The organism is Bacteroides uniformis (genome assembly GCF_025147485.1).
Classification (GTDB): domain Bacteria; phylum Bacteroidota; class Bacteroidia; order Bacteroidales; family Bacteroidaceae; genus Bacteroides; species Bacteroides uniformis.
Genome location: NZ_CP102263.1, coordinates 1,504,150 through 1,526,330 on the forward strand (window position 1 = coordinate 1,504,150; position 22,181 = coordinate 1,526,330).

Here is a 22,181-nt window from a genome sequence, read left to right on the forward strand (position 1 = left end):
TTTTGCTCTTTTAGGGAAATGTTAGACAAATGTTTTTTTCCAAAATTTCCATAAGGGACCGAAATCTTTGGTTAATAAATAAAATATGGCTTTTAGGCGGCCGCGTATTAGGCTTATTTTGAATCTATTTCCTGTTTTGAAAGTTCCTATCTTTTGGGATTTGAAATCTTTTCCTTTGTAAGTGAAAACTTTGCGGAATGTGGATGAAGTCATGCCCCATTTTAATAGAAATTGCATTTGACCACAATTCTTGCGTATGCGGGTAGTTGATTTTGTTTCAAAATGATAGATGCGACTGGCTTGTAGCCCTTTCATGAATCTGACTCCACACATATATAATTTTGCGGTGAAATCTGGGTCGCTGTACATTCCGGGTGAGTATTCTATACTATAACCGCCTACTAAATCCCAAATGTCCCGGTGTACGATATTGGGAGGAATGGTAGCTCCCATCCAGTCGTTTATTTTGTAGTTCATGTATTCTTTCAGTAATTTATCTTCTTGAAAAGTTTCGATACTGTCTCCATAATTGGCTAAGATGGTTGATGCGCTTTGTGTATGTGGTTGTATTGATGTAGCTGAAAGAAAGAAATAATTGTCAGACAGTTTTTCTATTTCGTCATAGAGAACCTTGTCCCAAAAAGGGAGTACATACATATCATCATTCAAAAATAGAATATAATCAGTTTTGACTTTAGTGCGCATCATATTCATAGCAAAACATACTCCGATATTCTGCTCAGAATGTGTGTAATCAATACCTGCTTTTTTTATCCACTCTAAGGTTCCGTCACTTCCATCGTTTACGTGTACAATGATTTGGTGATTGTAGTAAGAGTTTCTTTGGATACTTTGTATGCATAGTTTTAGGAAAGCAAGGTTATTCCATGTAGGTATAACGATTGAAAATAATCTGTTTTGAGATTTTATAGCTGTCATCTTTTGCTAATTGAGAAAATAAGTACAAAGATATTTATATAAATGGAGTTTTTGATTATAATTACTTGAAAACATTTATATTTTATAATATGCAAAAACAATATTGGTGTGAAATATACTGTTTTATGAGTGATATATAATACCTCTAGATTTCTTGTAGACAATAGTTTGGACTTGGATTGAATTTTTATGTTTGTGTTTTGTGTAGGCTGATGTTCTATATTGTATGATTAGCCTATATCGCTATTTGCGAAACTTGAATTAAGTTATTACTTTTGTGCCGAATCAGCAATTCTAATAAATTTGTTATGACCAAATTCTTAATTATCCGTTTCAGTTCGATAGGGGATATTATCCAGTGTATGGGAATTATCGGTGGAATACGTGAACGGTTTGCAGATGTGGAAATTCATTGGATTACCCGGAAGGATATGGTGGGGACCTTGTCGATGGATGGCAGGATTGATAAAATCTGGGCGTTTGACAAGGGAACCGGGCTTGCCGGGTTGTTGAAAATGGCGGCTGATTTGAGAAAAGAGCATTTCGACTACATTTATGATGCCCACAGTAATATCCGTTCCAACATATTGAAGCTGATAGTGGCTCCACTGCCTTTTGCGAAACCTTACGTTGCTCTGCGGAGCAAGGAGAGAGGCAAGCGCTTTTTGTTGTTCAAACTGGGAATCAATCATTTCGACAAGCCCTTCAGAGGCATGGTCTCTTTTCAGAAACCATTGAAGAAGTGGGGGATTACGCATTTCCCGGATACCTATCGCGACTGGCATTTCCCGGATGAGATACGCAGCAGGTATGAGGATTTCATAACCAAAGATATGGTTACGCTCGTGCCGTCTGCCAACTGGGAAATGAAACGCTGGCCCGTTGCCTATTGGAAAGCGTTGGTCGCCCTTCTTCCTGAGTATAGATTTGTCATTCTGGCCGGTCCGAAAGATACTTTCTGTGAGGAAATCAGGAGTGCCGCACCGGAACGGGTAATCAATCTTGCAGGGAAAACCTCCCTGATGGAATCTTCCTACATCGTGCTGCGCTCCAATCTGGTAATCAGTGCCGATACGGGATTCATGCATGCCGCTGATTTGTTCCGTGTTCCTGCTTTTGCCTTGATGGGACCTACGGCCTTCGGTTTCCCTACGGGACCTACGGTGGAAATACTCGAAACAGCCCTGCCTTGCCGTCCGTGCACCAAAGACGGACGGGGTAAATGCAAGCTGGCTGTTTATCAGAAGTGTATGGTGGATATTACCCCCCAACAAGTCGCTGAAAAGATTATTGCTTCTCTTGGTTGATGGCGCCTATCGTCTTTGTAGTGGAATAACCGTCTACGAAAGGGATAGTTACTGTTTCTTGGGCATACTCCCTGCCTACAATGTTTTCTATGGCATAGTCGCCACCTTTTACCAACACGTCCGGTGCAACTGTCTTGATGAGATTCAGAGGGGTGTCTTCCGTAAAAATCACTACGTAGTCCACTGCTTCCAAGGCTGCCAGGACTGTGGAGCGGGCGTTTTCATCATTGATGGGGCGCGATTCCCCTTTCAGACGTTTTACTGAGCTGTCCGAATTCAATCCTACGATAAGTACGTCCCCCAGTCTTTTGGCCTTTTCCAGATAGCACACGTGTCCTTTGTGCAGAATGTCGAAGCAGCCGTTTGTGAATACGATTTTGCGCTCCTGTGCACGCAGTTGTTTTATAGTATCTGCAAGTTGGGGAATAGGAATAAGTTTGCTGGCCGGTTTCCCGATTTGTAACTCGTCCTGCAACTCTTTGAACAGAATGGGGCTGGTGCCTATTTTCCCGACTACAATGCCGGCCGCTTTATTGGCAAGATAAATGGCATCTGCAATAGGGATACCGGCTGCCAGCGCAGCTGCTAAAGTTGCCACGACAGTATCGCCTGCACCTGAAACGTCATATACTTCCCTTGCTTCGGTAGGAATGTCCTGCGAGGCATCGGGAGCTATGTATGACATGCCTTTTTCGGAACGTGTCACTAATAGAGAAGTAAGGTTATACTCCTTCAGTATCCGGTCTGCTGCGCTATGGATTTCTTTATCCTCATTTCTCACATCCACTCCCGAAACAGCCGAAAGCTCTTTCAGGTTGGGGGTGATGATGGTTGCGGAACGGTATTTCTCCCAATTTGTCCCTTTGGGGTCTATAATGACCTTCTTCCCTTGCCCGGCAGAGGCGGATATAACCTGCTGGCATACTGTATCATTGCATACTCCCTTGCCATAATCCGAAATCACGACAATGTCCACTTCGGGGAGTGCACGCTTCACGGCATCCAGCAGTTTCTGCTCAGTCTCTTCGTTCAGGCATTCATTTTCTGTTTCAAAGTCCAGCCGTACTACTTGCTGGCTGTTGCCTATTACGCGGGTTTTGGTGATGGTTGGGTGTTCTGTATGAAACAGTTCGTTTCTGATACCCAAATCAGCGAACATCTCCTGCATTGTGTTTCCGTTGTGGTCGTTGCCAAGCAGGCTGACGACATACGGCGAGCACCCCAGTCCCAGCAAATTTCTTGCAACATTGGCCGCTCCTCCCAATACATTGTAGGTACGGGTGACACGGACCACTGGTACGGGGGCTTCGGGAGAAATCCTTTTCACGTCCCCTATATGGTAAGTATCCAGCATCACGTCTCCGATAACGAGTACCTTCTTTCCCTTTATACTGTTTAATTCTGTATTCATAATAGGTTGTTTTTTAATTGGTTGGCCCAATATAGAAGTGAATGCTCAGAGGTGACCCGGAAGGACTTGACACCACTTCTTTCGCCGCATTCCGTATCCGATTTCCTATCTCCGAACATATAGGATTGGGATGGGTCGATTTCATATTTCTTCATCGCTTCCGTCACCATGAAAGGAGAAGGCTTACGGCATTCGCAATGTTCTTCCGGAGCGTGAGGGCAAGTATAGAAATCGTTCAGTATAACTCCATGTTTTTCCAGCTCTTGGGCGAGTGCCCGGTTGAACTGTTCGGCGTCCTCCAGTGTAAAGTAGCCACGTCCAATACCGGATTGGTTCGTGATGACAATCAGCAGATAACCCAATTCCTGAAAAATGCGGAGTGCTTCGGCTACACCGGGCAATAATTCAAGCTCTTGGGTCTTGTAAACGTAGCCGAAATCAACATTGATGGTACCGTCCCGATCAAGGAAAATCGCTTTATTCATGGGAGAACAGTTTATTGTCAACGATGCCGCACAAGATATGTCCGATGGTAATGTGCACTTCTTGAATCCTGGCAGATTCGGCGTGCTGTATAATCAGCGGGTAATTGCAAAGTTCCTTGCACCTTCCTCCATCCCTTCCCAGGAGCCCTATGGTGGTGATGCCCATAGATTGTGCCTTCTGCAAGGCATGCTCTACGTTGGGAGAGTTGCCGCTGGTAGAAAGGCCTATCAGAATATCACCTTTCGTTCCCAAGGCTGCCGTCTGCCGTTCGAAAACGCGTTCGAAGCCATAATCATTGCTGACTGCGGTCAGGATGGAAGTGTCGGTTGTCATGGCGATGGCGGGCAGGCCTTCCCGTTCGGTCACGAAACGTCCGACGAGTTCGGCAGCGATATGCTGGGCATCGGCTGCACTGCCGCCGTTACCGCAAAGCAAGACTTTGTGCCCTTGTCGAAGGGCTTGTACTATCAGATTGCCGACGGTTTCGATGTCGGTAAGCATTTGCCGGTTGTTCAGGATATTTTCTTTGAGCCTGATACCTTCTTGGATGGACTGGGTGATATAATCTTGCATAATTTTCTAATCTCGTTGGTACAAAGATACGACATTTCAGAAATGAAGCTTGCTTTTGACGAAATTTTTAAATTGTCTTTGCTTTCTCCATTTCAGTCTGCTGAAGAGAGTGAAGAATATGCATTCTTCAATATCGAATCCTCTTTGCTCGGCATATAGAGGTATTATTTTCATGAAGTCATCGGCGGGAATACCCAGTTGGCTGAAGGCATTCATGGACATTCTGATACCGGGCACTTTACCGAGCTTCAGGCGGTTGATGTCAATGAGGGCGAAGTGATATTTGCCGTTTGTCTTCCGGTAAAATATATTCTTGGGATTATAGTCCAGTGGCAAGACCTTGTTCAGATGTAATTGGAGAGTGAAGTCTACGAGGTCATGTCTTAGCCGTTTTTTCTCTTCTTCCTCCATTTCCGTACCGAACATATCCGTAACAAGCGGGTAGGGGAGGTATTCGGAAATAAAGTATCCGGTGTGGAAGAAACCATTCTTTTTGATTTCTATATAAGCTACCGGAGGGGCGGTCTCTATTCCCCGTTGCAGAAAAAGTTCTGCATATTCAAAGGCGCGCTGCGCTTTGCTTTTGCGGAACCAAGTGTAAATGAGGCAGTTTATGAGGGCAGGTCTTTTGTATTTCTTGATTACGAAGTCCTTATCTCCGAACCGCACTCTTTCGACTGTGTTCCTTCGGTTACAATAAACCTCTTCCCGTTCATATTCTTCCGATGGGATGGCTCGGATATAACTCTCGTAGGCGGCATAGTGCGGATGAATATGTACCTTCATTGCTTTTATTTACATTTTACTTCTTTTGAACGGTGCAAAGATAGTGCAAACCGAAAGCAGAACAAAATGAACTTGTTCATTTTTTATTTTGAGGTGCCGCCTATCTTCGCTTTTGAGCAAAGATAATCAAAATGTATCATCTGGTCGGAAATATCGTATGCTTTTTTAGCGAACTCGGCTTCTGCCGGGGTGGGCTCTTCACCTACCACCTCCATTTGGGGGCTGATGGCGAATCCTTTCTTGCATGGGTCGAGGATGCTTTGGCCCAATCCGCTCCAGTAGTAATCATCCAGTTGGAGCAGGTTCAGTAAGGTGGGGTACATGTCGATTTGTCCCATCACTTTATCATAACGCATGCCTACCGGAGAGTTCACTATGATGAAAGGGGTGAATGTCTTGTCGGATACGATACCCTTGCCACCGGGGGCGTTACACAATTCTTCACGGTAGGTAGCCAGTCCTTCGTGGTCACCGGTGATGACGATAAGGGTCTCGTCGTATTGTGGGAGTGTTTTCAAGTACTCCACGAATTTTCCTATCGCCTTGTCCGTATAGCGTGCAGTGGTCATATAGTCATTCATTTTCTGTGGAATGGCCGGAGAGAAATGAATCTCTTTCAATTCTTCAGGCAATTTGAAGGGAGCATGGCCGGAGTAGGTCACCAGCTGCATGTAAACATTCTCCCCCTTCTTCCAGATTTCCCCCTTCTCTATTTTTTGGCTGCATTGCGCCAGGAAGGAGCCGTCTCCGGTACGTTTGTGCGTGCCAAAGGCCTCTGTCAGTTCAAAGTCATGATAAGCAATGATGGTGTCGGTCCCGAAACTGTAGGCTATGACGCCTTGGTTCCAGGTCGATACTTTATCAATGGTCAGGAGGTAGTTGCGCGAGTTCTTCTGCTGATGCATGGCTTTTTGCAGGGTTCCGTAGGTGTGGTCAGGATATTGGCTGCTGTATGTGCCGCTGTTGATAGGCAGCATACCGGCGCAAAGCAACAGCTGTGCATCAATGGAACGTCCTCCTTTCACTTGCGTCAGTACGTGGGGAGCGTATAAGGTGGTGGAGTCTTGCAGCAGTTTGTTGAGATATGGAGTAATCTCTTGCCTTTCCACTTCCCTTTCGAGTACCCAGCTTTCCAAAGATTCTGCCAGGATGACGATGCAGTTGTTGCGGATTCCGATACGTCCGGCCAAAGGGTGATGTCCGGGTTTCTGGCTCAGCCACTCCTTTATCTCTTGCTGTATCTGTGGGGTGGCCTCCTGCTTCTGGTTGATGAGGTCATAGCATAGGCTTCCGAAGACGGTATACATGGAAGTGGTGCTTGCACACAGATAGGCTTTCTGGCGGACGGTGTTGTATGCTTCCTTGAATCCTCCTTTGGCCAGGGTGGTGATGGCAAACAGCAGGATACCGATTCCCAAAGCTCCTCCGTAATACTTGTATGATGTTCTTCCGGCGGTATTTCTTTTGTAATGCCAATAAAGGGGGATACTGGCAATGGTAGATAGAGGGAAGAAGATGTCGTACCAGCGGAAGGAGTCGTAAACGCTTCCGGTGAAATCGGCGAGGTTTCCAGAAAGTCCATAGCTGTTAAGTGGGATGGCAGTATAGTAGGTGCGGAAATACATTAGGTTGACAATCAGTAGTATATCCAGTAAAAGCATGATGACTATCTCTGTTTTCCAGAGCCGGAAGAACTTATAGGGGACGAGAAGTACGAGGGTGGCTATTATTTTGGTCGCATAAAATTCGATGGTAGAGAATGAAGCGAATGTAGTGGGGATGCTCCAGATGAAATCGAATAGCAGGAATTTGAAAAAAATGGTGATTCCGAACAAAAGAGTCACTTTATCTGTTGCCCCTTGTTGGCTGTTGGAGCAATGAAAAAGATTTCTTCTCATAAAATAGTATTTTTAAAATATTGGGGTGCAAAGATAGATATTTTAGAGAAGAAAAAGCTTCATAAACAGCAACTTTTGGAGAAAAGTTGATAAAAGTCATTTTTTTTTCTGGATTGATGCAGTATATGCAGAATTCTTGTATTTACTTTGCAGACGTTTAAAGCAAAGAAAGCAAAACTGTTACAAACTAAGGGCTGGATTTTATTGTTCTATTGGTAATTTGAGGTGGCGATTGTGTCGTTGCCGTGATATTTTGAGTGTATGAAGAAGCATTATTTATTTTTCGTTTCGGTAGCCTATTCCTATCCTATACTTCGCCCGCTTCAGGACGAAATCAGGCGTAGAGGGGATGAGGTCGCATGGTTTGTTGAACCAGACTGCCCGGTTCTGTTGGATCAAGATGAGAGGTGGCTTCAATCTGTTCAGGAAGTGATGGATTATCAGCCTATTGCCGTGTTTGCGCCGGGCAACTATATTTATGATTTCTTCCCGGGAGTGAAAGTTTCCCTTTTTCATGGCTACCCCATCAATAAGCGTGGCGATGAAAAGGACGACCATTTTTCTGTCCGCGGATGGTTCGATGTCTATTGCACGCAAGGAGAAACGAGCACTCTTCCTTTCAAGGAGCTTGAGAGGAAATACGGCTTCTTTAAGGTATACGAAACTGGCTGGTGCAAGGCGGATACTTTCGTGAAGGAACGTGCACATACTCCTCATAATGCACGTCCGGTAGTTTTGTACTCTTCTACGTTTACAAAAAATATAACTTCTGCTCCTCATCTGTTTGATACCATCAAGAGACTGGTGCGCGAGAAGAACTGGGATTGGATTATTTCGTTCCATCCGAAATTCTCGGATATGGAAGTCCTCAAGAAATACAAGGAACTGGCCGCTTCCTGTCCCAACATTACTTTCCACGAGGGTGGACTTGTTGATGCCAAGCTGCTAAACAGTGCAGATGTGTTGTTGTCCGATGCTTCGTCTGTGATTGTTGAGGCGATGATGTTGGACAAGCCGGTTGTGACCTATTGTAACACCATGCCAGGGGATCATTTGCTGAATGTCACTGAGACGGATGCTGTAGAAGGAGCTATTGAAAAGGCCATTTCCCGTCCGGCAGAACTGATGGAGCGGATGCGTGCTTATGTGCACAAGCATGAAGCCCATCTGGACGGTGAGTCCTCTTCACGGGTACTGGATGCCGTAAACAACTACATCTGGTATTTTCAGGGTAAGACCAGAACCAAGCCCTGGAATCTGGTGCGTAAGTTTAAATTGCGATGGCGGGTGGGCTATCCGTTGATGGCCACTTTGCGGTTGTGGTAATTGTCATAGCTTATGGAGAACACTGAGACACTACCTCTGATAAGTATTATTGTACCGGTCTATAATGTAAAGAATTACTTGGAGAAATGCCTGCAATCCATTTGCGGGCAGACTTATAAGAATCTGGAAATAATATTGATTGACGACGGCTCTTCCGATGGTTCGGGAGAGCTTTGTGATTTATTTGCCCAAAGGGATGGGCGGATAAAGGTTATCCACCAGACGAATGCAGGTCAGAGTGCAGCCAGAAACAGAGGTTTGGCGGTAGCTCAAGGTGAACTCCTTGGTTTCGTGGATAGCGACGACTGGATTGAACCGGATATGTACGAATTCTTGTATCACTTACTGAAAGAGAATGGGGCGGATATATCCATTTGCTCGCATTATATAGAAACTGCCGTAAAGACCAGAGTGAAGCACTCTTCTGGGCAATTCTCCAGCTTTTCTCGTGAAGAAGCTATCCGAACATTGGTAGAAGATAAGCGTATAAGAAATTATATGTGGGATAAGTTGTATAAGCGTCAATTATTTGCTGGAATATATTTTCCGGTAAATAGAGTTTTTGAAGATATTGCAGTTTCTTATCAGATATTTTATAAAACGCAGAAAGTCGTTATGCAAGACTGTCCTAAATATCATTATTTGAAACGTGAAGGAAGTACTACTCAAGGTAAATTGTATAATTACGAAAAGGAATATCTGCTCTTTCAAACTGTCTATGAACAAGTGAAATTTGTGCGAGAAAAAGAAATATGGGATAAAGCTCCTTATTGTGTACATGAACGGGGAATTCATTTGATTGACCATTTGATGATGCTTCCTCAATCTTCTTTGATAGATGATGTTATCAATGATGTATTAGCCAGAATGCAGGAGTTTGATAATGTGTCGTGGCCGCAATTGGATGTTATGCATATATTTAAGCGCCGTATGATGTATTGTCATCTAAAGGTTTATAGATGTATTTACCGTTTAGTGAGGACATTCTTCAAATCTAAACGGTATAAATTCCAAACATTATAACTTTAATTGAATCTCAATAATGAATAAAGCAAGGGTTATAGCTTTTTATCTACCTCAATTTCATCCAATACCAGAAAACGACAGATGGTGGATGAAAGGTTTTACGGAATGGACTAATGTAGGAAAAGCACGTCCATTGTTTCCAGGACATTATCAGCCTAAGGTGCCGGCAGATTTGGGATATTATGATTTGCGAGTGCCGGAAACACGTAAGGCGCAAGCTGACATGGCAAAAGAATATGGTATCGAAGGCTTTTGTTACTGGCATTATTGGTTTGGAAATGGAAAGAGACTCTTAGAGCGCCCGTTTAATGAAGTATTGTCTTCTGATGAACCGGATTTTCCTTTTTGTCTGGCTTGGGCTAATGAGTCATGGAGGGGCTTTTATCACGGCATAAAGAGCAAAGATACTTTGATAAATCAGCTTTATCCGGGAGAACAAGATTATATAGCTCATTTCCACGAGGTATTACCTGCTTTTAAAGACCATCGCTATATTACAGTGGATGAGAAACCGTTGTTTATGGTTTATCATCCTTTGGATCATCCGGAGATGAAAGAGTTCATTGAACTCTGGCGTACTTTAGCTGTGCAGAATGGCTTGAAGGGGGTTTATTTCATAGGACAAACCTATCATTTGAAAGAAGAAAAAGAGAGACTTATGAAAATGGGGTTTGATGCTATTAATGTTGTACGCTTGTTTGACTTTGAGAAGAAAGCTGCTCTGACTTATAAATATGCGAAATGGAAACATAAAATATTTCGTATTCCTAAGGTTGTGGAGTATAAGAAGGCCAGTTCTTTCTTTGTGGGTGATGAAGAATATGAAGAGAATATTATACCTACCATTATTCCTAACTGGGATCATTCTCCACGTTCCCGTGGTAAATCGTTGGTCTTGAATCACGCTGAACCTTCTTATTTTGCCCGACATATGAAAGAAGCGATAAAGCGTATTGAGAATAAGCCTTTAGACCATCGGCTTGCATTTGTAAAATCATGGAATGAATGGGCTGAAGGGAACTATCTGGAACCGGATTTACATTATGGAAAACGTTATCTGGAAGTGATAAAAAAGAATGTTGTAGAGGGATGATTTCTATGGAAGAAAAGATAGCAATTGTTATTCCGGCATATAAGTGCCGCTTCCTCCGACAGACATTGGATTCTATTGTCGTACAGACTTGTCGGAGTTTTACTGTTTACATAGGTGATGATGCAAGTCCTCAGAATCTGAAGGAAATTGTTTCTGATTATGCGGATAAAATGAATATTGTCTATCGACGTTTTGATACTAATCTGGGTGGAGTGGATTTGCCGGGGCATTGGGACCGTTGTATAGCACTTGCAAAAGAACCGGTTGTTTGGTTCTTTTCAGATGATGATTTGATGCCGCAGGACGGGGTAGAGCGTATTATAAAAGCATTAGAATGCTATGGTACGAGGCATGGGATGTTCCGTTTTCCCCTTGCTGTGATAGATGAAAATGGCAAGATAATACATAAAAATCCTTCATTGCAGGAATATCCGGTTTCGGGCTATCAGTTTTTGTTGGATAAATTGGAAGGAAGAATTTATTCGGCTGCTTGTGAATATGTTTTTACTCGTGATATATATGAACGGATAGGCGGTTTTGTGAAGTTTCCATTGGCGTGGTGTTCAGACGATGCAACGTGGACAAGCATAGGTGAAAATGCAGGTGGAATGATTCCTTTGCCGGGTAAGCCGGTTTGTTGGCGAAATGTGATGGGCGAGAATATAAGTTGTTCCTTCAATTATGATGAAGAGAAGATAGTAGCTACAAGGCAATTTATAAAATGGGTTTCAGTTTTTTACTCGGACAGACTTCAAGATAGAAAACTACAGCATGCGATAAAGAAATATGCCCATACGATATTGCATTATAGTTTGCAAGATCGTTATAAATTACATGATCTTATGGGTATTTGTCGTAGTTTATGGTATATTTGCCCTTCTGTATCATTAAGTGTGGCATTCCGCATGTGTAAGTTGAAACTTAGAAATCGAAAGAGATAATGAAGAAAATTCTTTTTATACTTCCTTGTGTGCCTTATCCGTTGACTGCTGGAGGTAATCAGGCCTTTTTCAATATGGTGGAATATATCCGGCACAAAATGTCTGTGTCTTTGTTGCTTTCTCCGGAAAATAAGGAGATGAATGATGTCGAAAGTTTAAGGGCTTTATGGACAAATGTTGATTTCTATCTTTTTAGGGAAGAAGATGCAGAACCTAAGACTCGTTGCCCCCGATATTACCGTTGGTTAAAAAAGATGTCTGAATCCATTTCCCGCAAGATGCAACGGCAACTGTATTCTTTTCAGCAAGAGCGTCCGTATAAGAATATGACGTTGAAGAATTCTTGTTTTAAACCTTTTCCCAAGGCATACGTAGAGTATGTGTCTGACATCTCACGTCGTGGATTTGATATTATTCAGGTTGAGTTCTATCCATTGATAACATTGGGGTATCTATTGCCAAAAGATGTACAAACAGTGTTTGTGCATCATGAACTGAGGTATATACGTAATGAAAATGAAATGGAATGCCTTACTCATGTAACAGATGAAGACAAGATGCTCTATGGCATTGCTAAGGATATGGAGAAAGCCGCTTTACGTCAATATAAGCATGTAATTGCATTGACGGATATTGACCGTTTATTGTTGGCAGACTTGGTTGGACAAGAATGCAAAATTTATGTTTCTCCGGCAGTGGTACAGATAGAGTCTGCTTATGACAGAATTGTGAAGCCGGCCTCTGTTCGTCTGACATTTGTTGGAAGTGAAAATCATTACCCGAACCAGGATGCAGTAGATTGGTTTTGTCATGAAGTAGCCCCTTGTTTGCGTGTTCAGGGTTTTAAATTTGTTTTTCAAGTGATTGGGACATGGAAGAGCCGTTACGTGAAAAGTCTTCAGGCAGTATGTCCGGAAATGGAGTTAGTGGGTTATGTGGAGGATTTGCGGGAATACTTGAATGGGAGTATCGTTCTGGTGCCAATTCGTATTGGTAGTGGTATGAGGATGAAAATATTGGATGCGGTTTCCTCTATGGCTTCTTTTGTAACTACGACAAAAGGAGTTGAGGGAATTGACCTACGTCACAATGAAGAGTGTTTGATTGCTGATAGCGCAACTGATTTTGCAGCAGCAGTCATTCGTTTGGAAGCGGATAAAAAATTGCAAGTCAGGCTGGCGACGCAAGCATTGAAGCGTTTGCGTGAACTTTATAATCCTCAGGAAATGTTGGAGAGAAGACTGGCTGTTTATGATGAGATATTGCAAAATAATACAAACTAATAGCATCAGATTATGCTTTCAATCATAATTTGTTCGGTATCTCCCGAACGTTTGGAGCAAGTAACCCGGAATATTCATGATACTATTGGTGTTGATTATGAAATCATTGCTATTGATAATCGTGAAAAACAATGGCCGATAGCGCGTGCGTATAATGAGGGAGCTTCTCGGGCACATTATCCCTTTCTGTTTTTTGTCCATGAGGATGTAAAGTTTCATTCGGTAGGCTGGGGAAAGTGCATTGAGAAGAAACTTAAGGAACCGGATTGTGGGGTGATAGGTTTTGCCGGTAGTAAGGTGAAATTGAAATGCTATTCGGGATGGGGAGATGTGTATAAGTGGGATGTTATATTCTATTATCAGAGCGTTGGAACTGAAACCCAATTTCGTGTAGCATCGGTTACTATGGAGCATCCTTTTAAGGAAGTGCTGGTATTGGATGGCTTTGCCATGTTTGTGCGTAAGGATGTATGGGCTAAATATCCTTTTGATGAGGAATTGTTGACGGGTTTCCATTGTTATGACTTGGATTTTACATTGCAAATAGCTGCGGATCGTTGTTATAAAAATTATGTATGTTGTTCTTCTGAGGTCTTGATAGAGCATTCTTCACAAGGGAATTTTAATCAAAGTTGGTATCAAGATACGATTAAAATGCACAAATTGAAGTGGAATAAGATGCTTCCAATGAAAATAGAGGGATTTGAATTGGGAGAAAAAGAAATGAGGAAGCAGGAAGAATATACCTTCAGTGTCTTTTTGCGTAAGTTATTGAAAGCGGGATATCCTGAGGCGAAGGTGGTGCTGAAGGACTTTTTAGCTTACCCTTATTCATGGAAACATTTACAGCACTGTATTAAATATGTGTACAAATATCTTGTAAGCTAATTGTGGTTGCTATGAAATTGGTTTTTTTATCACATGTTAGTGATTGTGCCGGAGGAGCACAAAGATGTTTATTGGATCTATTGCGGGGGCTTAAGCATATTCACCCTGATTGGCAACTCTATATGGTTCTTCCTGGTCCGGGAGATTTGCTTGATGCCTGCTCCCCTTATATTGATGGCTATAGGTTCTTACAAATGGAATGGTGGCTTGTAGGTAAGGACATGGATATCGGCACGAGAGAGAAGCTTTCTTATATTCGTAAACTATCGAAGTATTCCATTAAATTAACCCGTTACTTGAGAAGGATAAAGCCGGACTATGGAATGACAAATACTGTGGTTTTTCCTCATTTGGCAATATCATGTAAGATGTTAGGGATAAAGCACTGTTGGTTTATCCATGAGATACCTGATGTGACTTGGCTGAATCTTAATCCTGTTTTTGAATTTCGTTTTATCTTTAGAGCGATTGATAAATTATCAAATAAGATATTGGTAACTTCCAGATATGCAGAGTTTCATTATCAAAAGGTGATGACAAGCGCAAAAATAAGCAGCATCACCCAAGCTGTAGAATTGCCGATGACGGTTGGAGTGGATGTGAAATGTGATAGACATACGCGGTATACTATCTTGTTGGTCGGCGCTTTTGACTCTAATAAGGGACAGATGGAACTTTTGCAGGCGGTAAAGAGAATAGTGGCTGAAGGGAAGGATATTCTTTGTTATCTGGTTGGCCCGGATGTTGGCTTTATGCCCAAATGCCAAAAATATATTCAAGATAATGGTCTGGATAACAATGTAAAAATTGTCTCTTACACGCAACAGGTGGTTTCTTATTATGCTTTGGCTGACGTTGTGTTGGTTTGTTCCACTTTTGAAACTTTTGGTAGGGTTGCTGTAGAAGCTCAGAAATGCGGGTTGCCATTAATCCTTTCTGATGTGGGGGCAAATCCGGAACGCATTGAGGATGGAGTGAATGGGCTCCTTTACCAGAAAGGAAATATTGCGGAATTAGCAGAAAAGATAGAAATATTGCGGGATGAAAACGTTAGAAAAATGCTCTCCAAAAACATCGATTCCATTGCAATAGAGGAAAAGTATGGTATTGATAACTTTGCATCAAGTTTCTGTACTTTGTTGGGCTTGTAGAATGTAATTGTAAATATGATGAACGATACCCTTTCTCCCTTAGTCTCTATTATAATTTGTGTCTATAATGGTGAGAAATATTTAGAGAGATGCCTTCAAAGTGCTATGTCCCAATCCTACAAGAATATAGAGATCATCGTGGTCAATGATGGAAGTATGGATAATACTCCGGTCATTATAGAAAATTATGTAAAGTTGGATTGTCGTATTATTGTTATAAGCAAACAGAATGGAGGAATATCCGAAGCGAGAAGAATAGGTGTGAATCGGGCACGGGGGAAATATATACAGTATTTGGATTGTGATGATGTTTTGATGAGCAATGCGATAGGATGTTTGGTGAACCGTGCTGAGGAGACTCAAGCCGATGTTGTTGTTGCTCCTTTCTTTTTTTGTGAAGATGGCGGAAGAAAGGAATCGGACAGCATGGAGTTTGAACAAATGTCCGGGATTGAATATTTAAAATGTATCCTCTGTTCAAGGGCATATTGGGCTATGTGGACCAAGTTTCATTTACGTTCTTTATATGATGAGGGGATTGAAAGGCTCGGCATCTCGTTTGGAGAAGATGTTGCTTTGTCTACGCAGATTTTAGTTCGTTCGGGAAAAGTTGTTTCTATAAATACTCCGATTCTTGATTATTATGTTTATTCCTCTTCGGTATCTCACGATTTGGGAGAGAGAGCATATCTTGATTTCAATGTTTATGTGCGCTGGTTTGATGACTATATAGAACGGAACGGATTGCATGAGGAATTTGCAAGAGAATTAGCTTTGTTCCATATAAAGAATACTCAAGCGCGGCTCCATTGGAAAAAGGTAAAGGATGTTAATAAAGAAATGAATCGGTTGATGATAGGGCTTGGGGATTATCCGGAATTTTGGAAATTACTGTCACGCCGTGAGAAGAAGATAGTTACTACTTATAGGTTATCATCGTTGTTGGGATATTGGAGACTGTATTATTATAATTGGAAAAATAAATTATAGAGAAATGAAAATCATAGAAAGGTGGAAGAAAAGCCTGTATAGAAAGGCTGTAAAACATAGACTGATAGCCCCTCAAGTGATAGTACTTATGGATGGCGGAGTTTGTTCTCAGATGCACCAATATCTGCTGGGTAGAATTTTTGAAAATGGAGGACATAAAGTGCTCTATGATTTGTCTTTCTATGAAGAGTGGGGAACAGATATGGATTACCAGTTTGTACGTAACTTCGATTTGTTGAAGGCTTTTCCTTACTTAAAAGTGAAGTCCGCTTCTAAACTGGCTTTGTCTGTCTATAAGAAGAAATATTTTAATTTGGGTAATAATACTTATGGTAGGCAGGATGACTTCTCTTTTCTACAAAAGAAGCCTCCGGTCTATTTAGGTGGTTATTATCATGTTCCGGCTGATATTTGGCTTCCGGTATTCCGGTCGCTTTTTAGAGTAATGCCCGAGGTGCTGGTTGCACAGAATAAATTGCTGTATTCAGAGATTGATTCACGTCCTTGTTCCGTAGCTGTTCACGTAAGGCGTGGGGACTTGAAAGTAGAAATTCCGGCTTACGGCAAACCTGCTTCATTGGAGTATTTCAAGTCGGCAGTGACTTATATGCAGGATAGGGATATGTCTTCTTTCTTCTATTTCTTTTCAGATGAGCCGGATTGGGTGAGGGATGAACTTATTCCGCAACTTTATCTTACGGAAGGTAATTGTAAGATTGTTGATATAAACGGTTCTGATAAGGGGTATATGGACTTGTTTCTGATAGCTCGTTGCAAGCATCAGATTACCAGTAAAGGGACTTTAGGTAAATATGGTGCTCTTTTAGGAGATAATTCAGAGAAAATGGTGGTGCTTTGTAATGATGAAGTGGAATATCCATGGAAAGAATTACTTCAAAATGCCATATTTTTATAGATTCGGCTCAGTGGTTGTCTCTGTTTTCGTAAGTAGTGATTTTATTTCTATGTTGAACAGTTTGTTTCTTGTATATCGGCAATAAAAAGTGTGGAGAGGGTTTTCGTGCCCTTTTCCACACTATTAAATCTTAGAAGAAATACCCCACGGAGAGCATCAAGTTGCGGTTTTTGTTTCCGCTATCTTCTATATTGTCCAGTAATCCCCAGTCATATCCGATAGAGACTTGATATTTTTGAAAGAATTCGACTCCTGCTTTGAGTCCGAGACCAAAGTCGAAACGTTTCATGGCATTGCTTCCGAATACTTTGGCAGAATCATGAATGCTTGTCAATCCTTCCACTTCATCAATCAAATATCCCGTTGCCTTCATTTTACCGAAGAGACCGACTGCAAAGTAAGGACCGAAATTGCCAAAGATGGCAAAATTGTCATTGATGGCATATTTGTAGCCCATGTGTATAGGTATTTCTAAATAGTAGGGATTGAATTTCAGAGATGCATCATTCCCATTTATTTGTGTACCTTTTAAGGACAGCAGTGCAGCCATGTCGAGATAAACACCTTGGGCTATCTGGGGCAAGTCTTTCTCGGCCTTGATGCCGACATGGAAACCTACCTTGCTGTCAAAACCATCGGTGGAGAACTTGCTGGAATTCATACCTGCCATCGCTCCCCATTTGAGTCCTTCTTGCGCGTGGATGCCCATAACGCCGGTCATCAGTAATGCGAATAAAACTAAAATCTTTTTCATGTTGTTTTAATTTATATTGATATAAACATAATATATAGACCTGACATACTTCAATGCTTTTGAATAAATTGCATGCAGAGAGTGGGTAATATAAACTCATATACAATAATTGGGTATTAAGTTATCTCTAACACATTGGTACACCTTGTTTATTCAAATTATGTCCTGTTACATATTTCCATGAGTTACTTTTCCCTTTAATATTTTCAATAGCAACAAAAATGGCATCTAAGAAACCATTATTGTCTAAATCATAAAGACAACATGCTGCTCCTTGTCCAGTGTCACACGGTGATAAAGAGTCAGGGAAACGAGGGGTATATATAGGTTTTGCATAAGAGTTACCATACTTATCTATATCAGGTAGTATTTCATATACGAATTTATCTTTACCAGAGGGAGCATCTAATGCCATAAATAGGATATCCAATGTACCATTATTGTCAATATCACCAACTGCAACTCCTGCTCCATCTCCATCATGACCTAATCCTGGAACTTCATATACGGGTGATAGACTCAAATAGTTGCCATTTGATTGTAGGTCGAAAGCAATTTGATATCGAAATGAATTTTCTCCTTCTGGGGCATCATAGACCATCATTAATAAATCAGGAGTTCCATTTTTATTTATGTCACATATATCAATACCTGCTCCATCGTAAAAAAATCCGAGTTCATCTAATGTATTTAGCGAAGATAATGAGTTATAGTGGCCATCAGGTTTGAGGTCATAAGCTACGTAATACCATCGGTAGGCACGACCTGCTGTAGTGGGCTTGTCTGTGCATAAAAGAACCATATCTAATATTCCATTATTATTCAAATCACAGAGGGCGATATCACCTCCAGAATTTTCCCAACCCTCAGCAGAAATTGAAAGAATAGATGATTCTTTTGAATAGTATCCATTTTCATCAATATCATATAAGACTTTATACCAAAAATTATTCTTTCCTTTAGGATTATCTATTCCCATCAATATCATATCAGGCCTTCCATTTTTATCAATATCACCGATAGCAACTCCTGCCCCTTGATTAATATGTCCTAGTCCGCTGACTTGACGTGTACCAGTAGTTGATGGATATAGGCTTATAGAATATACTTCTTTACTCTTTATGTAGTTGTCTATATATGCTTTGAGAGTTTGCTTTTTTGTGGGGTCTGTAACTAATTCATAAATGGGGATAAATGATTGTGAATTATTGTCGACATCAATAAATTTCGGTGTGGAAGATTTTACTGATGCCATCCATTTACCTATATCTATTGATGGTGAATTTTCTGGATTTAAAGAACCTTGCACTCCTACGGCGGGGTCACCTCCTATTGTGAAATAATATAAGGACTGCTCTTTATTAGTTATAGCTAAAGATTCATCATATTGGAATTTTCCATCCATCTTGAAAAGGCTAAAGAGTGAAGCGCCTAACCCAGCGTTTATACTTTCTTTTTTTGATGATGAGGTTGATTTAGCCATATAATACACTTCGAATTTTGCTCCTAAATATATATCCTTTAACACATGAGTTCCATACTCTTCAACAATTTGTTCTGGTGTATATGTAGAGAGTCTTTCAATAAACTGTTTTGTGAGACATGTCTTTAAAACATTAATGTCAGCTTCTGAAATTCGATATCTGCTATCTATATATTGCTGAGTACAGTATGCAAAAGAGTAGTCAGAATTATAATGAGAATTACCTCCGAATGCTATATTTAAAGAGGCGCCACCTATGACTTTTAGGATGCCGGGGGTGCTCATTTGTAATGAAGATGACATGTTGGTGGTAAAATCAATGACATCTTTCCCTGAAGAGTAACGGAACCGAGATTCTTCTAGTTTGTAGGGGGTAATCAGTCCTTTTTCTAATAGTTTATTAGTATCAAATACTATTGCACGACTGGACTTAGTATCTAAATATGGCCCAGTTATATCATAGCCGTACCCTAAAATATCATATACACCATCTCCTGCAGATCGGGTATTTACACTTTGTGGAAATGACGGGGAATTACGTTCGATGATATCTTCATCGGCACAACCGGATAATATAAGCATTACCCAACTCATAAATAGGAATAACTTTTTCATGGCTCTCTATCTTTTTAAATAATGTATTGTTTGTTGTATGATTGTTATAATGAGAAATAACCATATAAAAGAACTTCATCAGACTCTATTTTAATCAAATAGTTACCACTACTGTATCCTTCATCCAAAGTGATGTCAATGTTTGTGGGTTCATTGTATGCTTCTGAATGAATGAGTTTACTAGTTGATTCATTGATGAGGGTTATGGTGACGTTAGGTAATACCTCGTTGAAGTCGACACATACTGTGTTATTATATAAGTAGGCGTTGGCGGTTTGAATGATACTACGAGATATAGGGGTATCTCCTTTACTAATCGGATCTTTTCTTTTTGCTTGGGTTAGGGCAATTTCTGTAAAAGGATTGTTCTCTTTTTGTGCGTATGTCACAATATTGCTTAAAAAGAATGTCGCAATTAAGATAGACAATAGTTTTTTCATCATTATACACTTTTTTGATTATTGATGCCGCAAAGGTCGGTTTAATACGGCAGGATAAGTGTATAATATTGTATAATTTCGGTGTATAATGGCGTATAATATTGTATAATTGTTGTACTTGCTAATGATTGTTATGATTGGCTAGATGATTGGAGATTCTTTTTTAAAGCTTCCTTAAGAGATATCTCTTTGTGTGCAAAGCCCATTTTGTTTTCTAATATGCGGTCTGCCTTTTTGTAAATAGTATCCCGTTCGCAGCTCAATATATGGCAAAAGTGGCTTATCGGGAGGTTTGTCAGGTACAGACAACATAAGTAGATTTCGTCTTCTGTCAGGTGATATTTTGATTGTAGTTCCCGGGCAATATTATTCCAACATTTGTTGGTTTCTGCAATTAGTTGTAGCCAGTCACCTTGATGCATTATTTCTGATTCTGCCTTTTCTTTATGAGAGCGGATGATTAGAGTCATCTTGTTGTATACCTCAGATTGTTCGAACAGAACAAGTCCTGCCTTATACAGCATTTCTTTTTCGGTTCGGTTATTGGGCTTTTGCTTTCTTTTCTTATAGGATAGGATGATTACAGCTACAATGAGGGTTAATGTGATTATTGATATACTTATGATAGAGTAATGGGTGTGTTTGCTGATTATGTTTTGCTTGTTGCTTGGCATCCCTTGTTCTGCGCAGACAATGGCATCGGGCTGTCTGGACTTCTGCATGCTGTCCAAATAGGCAGAGTAGTTGCGTTCCATCTCTAAGGAAGTAGCTAAGTCTCCTTGCTCTTTGGCTATGTCTGCTAGATACATGTAAGCCCCGGCTTTGGTGGCATAGTCTGTTGTGAAAAGGGATTTTTGTAGGTAGTGGCGGGCAGAATCATATTGCAATATTAGGTAATATGCGCTTCCAAGTAGTTCGAAAGCTTTGTAGCATGTTGTGCGGTCTTTCTGTACGCCAAGATTCTGTTTGGCGAATTCTATAGCTTTCTCTCCGTTTTCCATCCAGTTGTATAGTTGGCATAGTGAGGAGAACACATTTTCTTTTAATTGTATGTTGGACTGTTTTTGGACGATAGCGAGTGCCTTCAACATCATTTTTTCGGCTTCGGGATAGAATTCCTCTCCTTTTTCCATTCGGATGAGTCCTCGTCGTGACAGAACTTCTGCTTGAAGAACAGAGTCCTTTAGCTGAATACCTATTTGTTGTGCCAATTGATAGCTGGAATCGGCTTGTGTATTTAGGTTTTGTGAATAGTATAGATAACCTATATTCAGGTAGATAAGACTTAATAGACGTCTTTCTCCTGCTTTTTCAGCCAAGGGCTTTGCTATGAGGTATTGAGTCATAGATTCTGTTCTTCTCTGTGAATCCCGGTAGACGCAGCCGGAATAGTAATGGGCCCTTGCCCGCTTTTCTATGTCGTTTGTGCCGTTGTAGTAGGTCAGGGCCGATTGTATCAGGGAATCATTGGTTTGGATAATGTAGTTCTTATCTCTTGCTTCTGTCATTAATAGGCCATAATAAGCACTGTCAGCTTGGGTCTGCAGGCTGTTTGTCGGGAATGCTTCGAGCATAGATAGGGCAGTGTCCGGTTGCTGAACGATGAGCGAGTCAATTGCAATTAGGTACTTATTATAGTTCACTCGGGTATTGCAAGCAATGAACAGAAGTACGATTAGGACAGATAGGGTTGCGATAATAGCTTTTCTCATGTGGTGAACAAAGTTCTCAGTTAAGTCGGGTGCAAAGGTACATCTTTTTCATTATTTACTCATATAATTGCTTGGGCATATTGAAGTTTGAAGAAAATTGTGTGGAAGTTAGGAGTAAAGATGGAAAATAAATGAGCCGGCTATTATTAAGATGACAATGTAT

Annotated in this window: 20 protein-coding genes; 10 read left to right on the forward strand and 10 right to left on the reverse strand. The window is 41.0% G+C overall.

The window, feature by feature from the left end; translation table 11 throughout:
* Positions 1–21: 21 nt before the first annotated feature.
* Entirely contained in the window at positions 22–939 is a 918-nt protein-coding gene (locus tag NQ510_RS05625) for a glycosyltransferase family 2 protein (protein WP_005825959.1), read from the reverse strand.
* A 308-nt stretch (positions 940–1,247) separates the two neighbouring features.
* On the opposite strand from NQ510_RS05625, the gene NQ510_RS05630 reads away from it, so the two are divergent.
* Positions 1,248–2,246 (forward strand): glycosyltransferase family 9 protein, encoded by a 999-nt coding sequence (locus NQ510_RS05630; RefSeq protein ID WP_005825955.1) that lies wholly within the window; start codon positions 1,248–1,250, stop codon positions 2,244–2,246.
* On the opposite strand, the gene hldE is transcribed toward NQ510_RS05630, so the two are convergent.
* The 5 genes from hldE to NQ510_RS05655 all read right to left on the reverse strand — a co-directional run bounded on the left by hldE (position 2,227) and on the right by NQ510_RS05655 (position 7,400).
* The gene (gene hldE, locus NQ510_RS05635) at positions 2,227–3,657 is read right to left on the reverse strand and encodes a bifunctional D-glycero-beta-D-manno-heptose-7-phosphate kinase/D-glycero-beta-D-manno-heptose 1-phosphate adenylyltransferase HldE (RefSeq protein WP_005825953.1); all 1,431 of its coding nucleotides are present in this window, start codon (positions 3,655–3,657) and stop codon (positions 2,227–2,229) included. The two genes, NQ510_RS05630 and hldE, sit on opposite strands and share 20 nt — an antisense overlap.
* Positions 3,654–4,142 carry a D-glycero-alpha-D-manno-heptose-1,7-bisphosphate 7-phosphatase gene (locus NQ510_RS05640; RefSeq protein ID WP_005825952.1) on the reverse strand — a complete coding sequence of 163 codons (489 nt, stop codon included), beginning with the start codon at positions 4,140–4,142 and terminating at the stop codon, positions 3,654–3,656. The genes hldE and NQ510_RS05640 overlap by 4 nt, the downstream gene beginning before the upstream one ends.
* Positions 4,135–4,716: a D-sedoheptulose 7-phosphate isomerase gene (gmhA, locus tag NQ510_RS05645; RefSeq protein WP_005825951.1), complete on the reverse strand. Its 582-nt coding sequence runs from the start codon at positions 4,714–4,716 to the stop codon at positions 4,135–4,137. The genes NQ510_RS05640 and gmhA overlap by 8 nt, the downstream gene beginning before the upstream one ends.
* 36 nt (positions 4,717–4,752) lie before the next feature.
* Positions 4,753–5,502 carry a lipopolysaccharide kinase InaA family protein gene (locus NQ510_RS05650; protein ID WP_005825949.1) on the reverse strand — a complete coding sequence of 250 codons (750 nt, stop codon included), beginning with the start codon at positions 5,500–5,502 and terminating at the stop codon, positions 4,753–4,755.
* 83 nt (positions 5,503–5,585) lie between these two features.
* Positions 5,586–7,400: an LTA synthase family protein gene (locus NQ510_RS05655; RefSeq protein ID WP_005825948.1), complete on the reverse strand. Its 1,815-nt coding sequence runs from the start codon at positions 7,398–7,400 to the stop codon at positions 5,586–5,588.
* Between the two features lie 261 nt (positions 7,401–7,661).
* On the opposite strand from NQ510_RS05655, the gene NQ510_RS05660 reads away from it, so the two are divergent.
* From NQ510_RS05660 to NQ510_RS05700, 9 genes are read left to right on the forward strand one after another with little or no spacing between them, the layout of a single operon-like run.
* The gene (locus tag NQ510_RS05660) at positions 7,662–8,726 is read left to right on the forward strand and encodes a CDP-glycerol glycerophosphotransferase family protein (RefSeq protein ID WP_005825943.1); all 1,065 of its coding nucleotides are present in this window, start codon (positions 7,662–7,664) and stop codon (positions 8,724–8,726) included.
* Between the two features lie 12 nt (positions 8,727–8,738).
* Positions 8,739–9,749 (forward strand): glycosyltransferase family 2 protein, encoded by a 1,011-nt coding sequence (locus NQ510_RS05665; protein ID WP_005825941.1) that lies wholly within the window; start codon positions 8,739–8,741, stop codon positions 9,747–9,749.
* 19 nt (positions 9,750–9,768) lie between these two features.
* Entirely contained in the window at positions 9,769–10,845 is a 1,077-nt protein-coding gene (locus tag NQ510_RS05670; RefSeq protein ID WP_005825939.1) for a glycosyltransferase WbsX family protein, read from the forward strand.
* A complete protein-coding gene (locus NQ510_RS05675; RefSeq protein ID WP_005825937.1) occupies positions 10,842–11,786 on the forward strand; it encodes a glycosyltransferase family 2 protein in 945 nt (314 codons plus the stop codon). Before NQ510_RS05670 ends, NQ510_RS05675 begins: the two co-directional genes overlap by 4 nt.
* Complete coding sequence (locus tag NQ510_RS05680; RefSeq protein WP_005825933.1) at positions 11,786–13,069, forward strand: glycosyltransferase; 1,284 nt, start codon at positions 11,786–11,788, stop codon at positions 13,067–13,069. Before NQ510_RS05675 ends, NQ510_RS05680 begins: the two co-directional genes overlap by 1 nt.
* Positions 13,070–13,081: 12 nt before the next feature.
* Complete coding sequence (locus tag NQ510_RS05685; RefSeq protein ID WP_005825931.1) at positions 13,082–13,957, forward strand: glycosyltransferase; 876 nt, start codon at positions 13,082–13,084, stop codon at positions 13,955–13,957.
* A gap of 11 nt (positions 13,958–13,968) precedes the next feature.
* The gene (locus NQ510_RS05690) at positions 13,969–15,108 is read left to right on the forward strand and encodes a glycosyltransferase (protein ID WP_005825928.1); all 1,140 of its coding nucleotides are present in this window, start codon (positions 13,969–13,971) and stop codon (positions 15,106–15,108) included.
* A gap of 15 nt (positions 15,109–15,123) precedes the next feature.
* Entirely contained in the window at positions 15,124–16,098 is a 975-nt protein-coding gene (locus NQ510_RS05695; RefSeq protein ID WP_005825925.1) for a glycosyltransferase family 2 protein, read from the forward strand.
* 4 nt (positions 16,099–16,102) lie between these two features.
* The gene (locus NQ510_RS05700; protein WP_005825921.1) at positions 16,103–17,014 is read left to right on the forward strand and encodes an alpha-1,2-fucosyltransferase; all 912 of its coding nucleotides are present in this window, start codon (positions 16,103–16,105) and stop codon (positions 17,012–17,014) included.
* Positions 17,015–17,144: 130 nt separating this feature from the next.
* On the opposite strand, the gene NQ510_RS05705 is transcribed toward NQ510_RS05700, so the two are convergent.
* From NQ510_RS05705 to NQ510_RS05720, 4 genes are all read right to left on the reverse strand, one after another.
* Entirely contained in the window at positions 17,145–17,768 is a 624-nt protein-coding gene (locus tag NQ510_RS05705) for a porin family protein (RefSeq protein WP_005825917.1), read from the reverse strand.
* Between the two features lie 127 nt (positions 17,769–17,895).
* Entirely contained in the window at positions 17,896–19,866 is a 1,971-nt protein-coding gene (locus NQ510_RS05710; RefSeq protein WP_005825915.1) for an MAC/perforin domain-containing protein, read from the reverse strand.
* Between the two features lie 44 nt (positions 19,867–19,910).
* Positions 19,911–20,309: a DUF3244 domain-containing protein gene (locus NQ510_RS05715; RefSeq protein ID WP_005825909.1), complete on the reverse strand. Its 399-nt coding sequence runs from the start codon at positions 20,307–20,309 to the stop codon at positions 19,911–19,913.
* A 128-nt stretch (positions 20,310–20,437) separates the two neighbouring features.
* The gene (locus NQ510_RS05720; protein ID WP_005825907.1) at positions 20,438–22,018 is read right to left on the reverse strand and encodes a tetratricopeptide repeat protein; all 1,581 of its coding nucleotides are present in this window, start codon (positions 22,016–22,018) and stop codon (positions 20,438–20,440) included.
* Positions 22,019–22,181 lie beyond the last annotated feature (163 nt).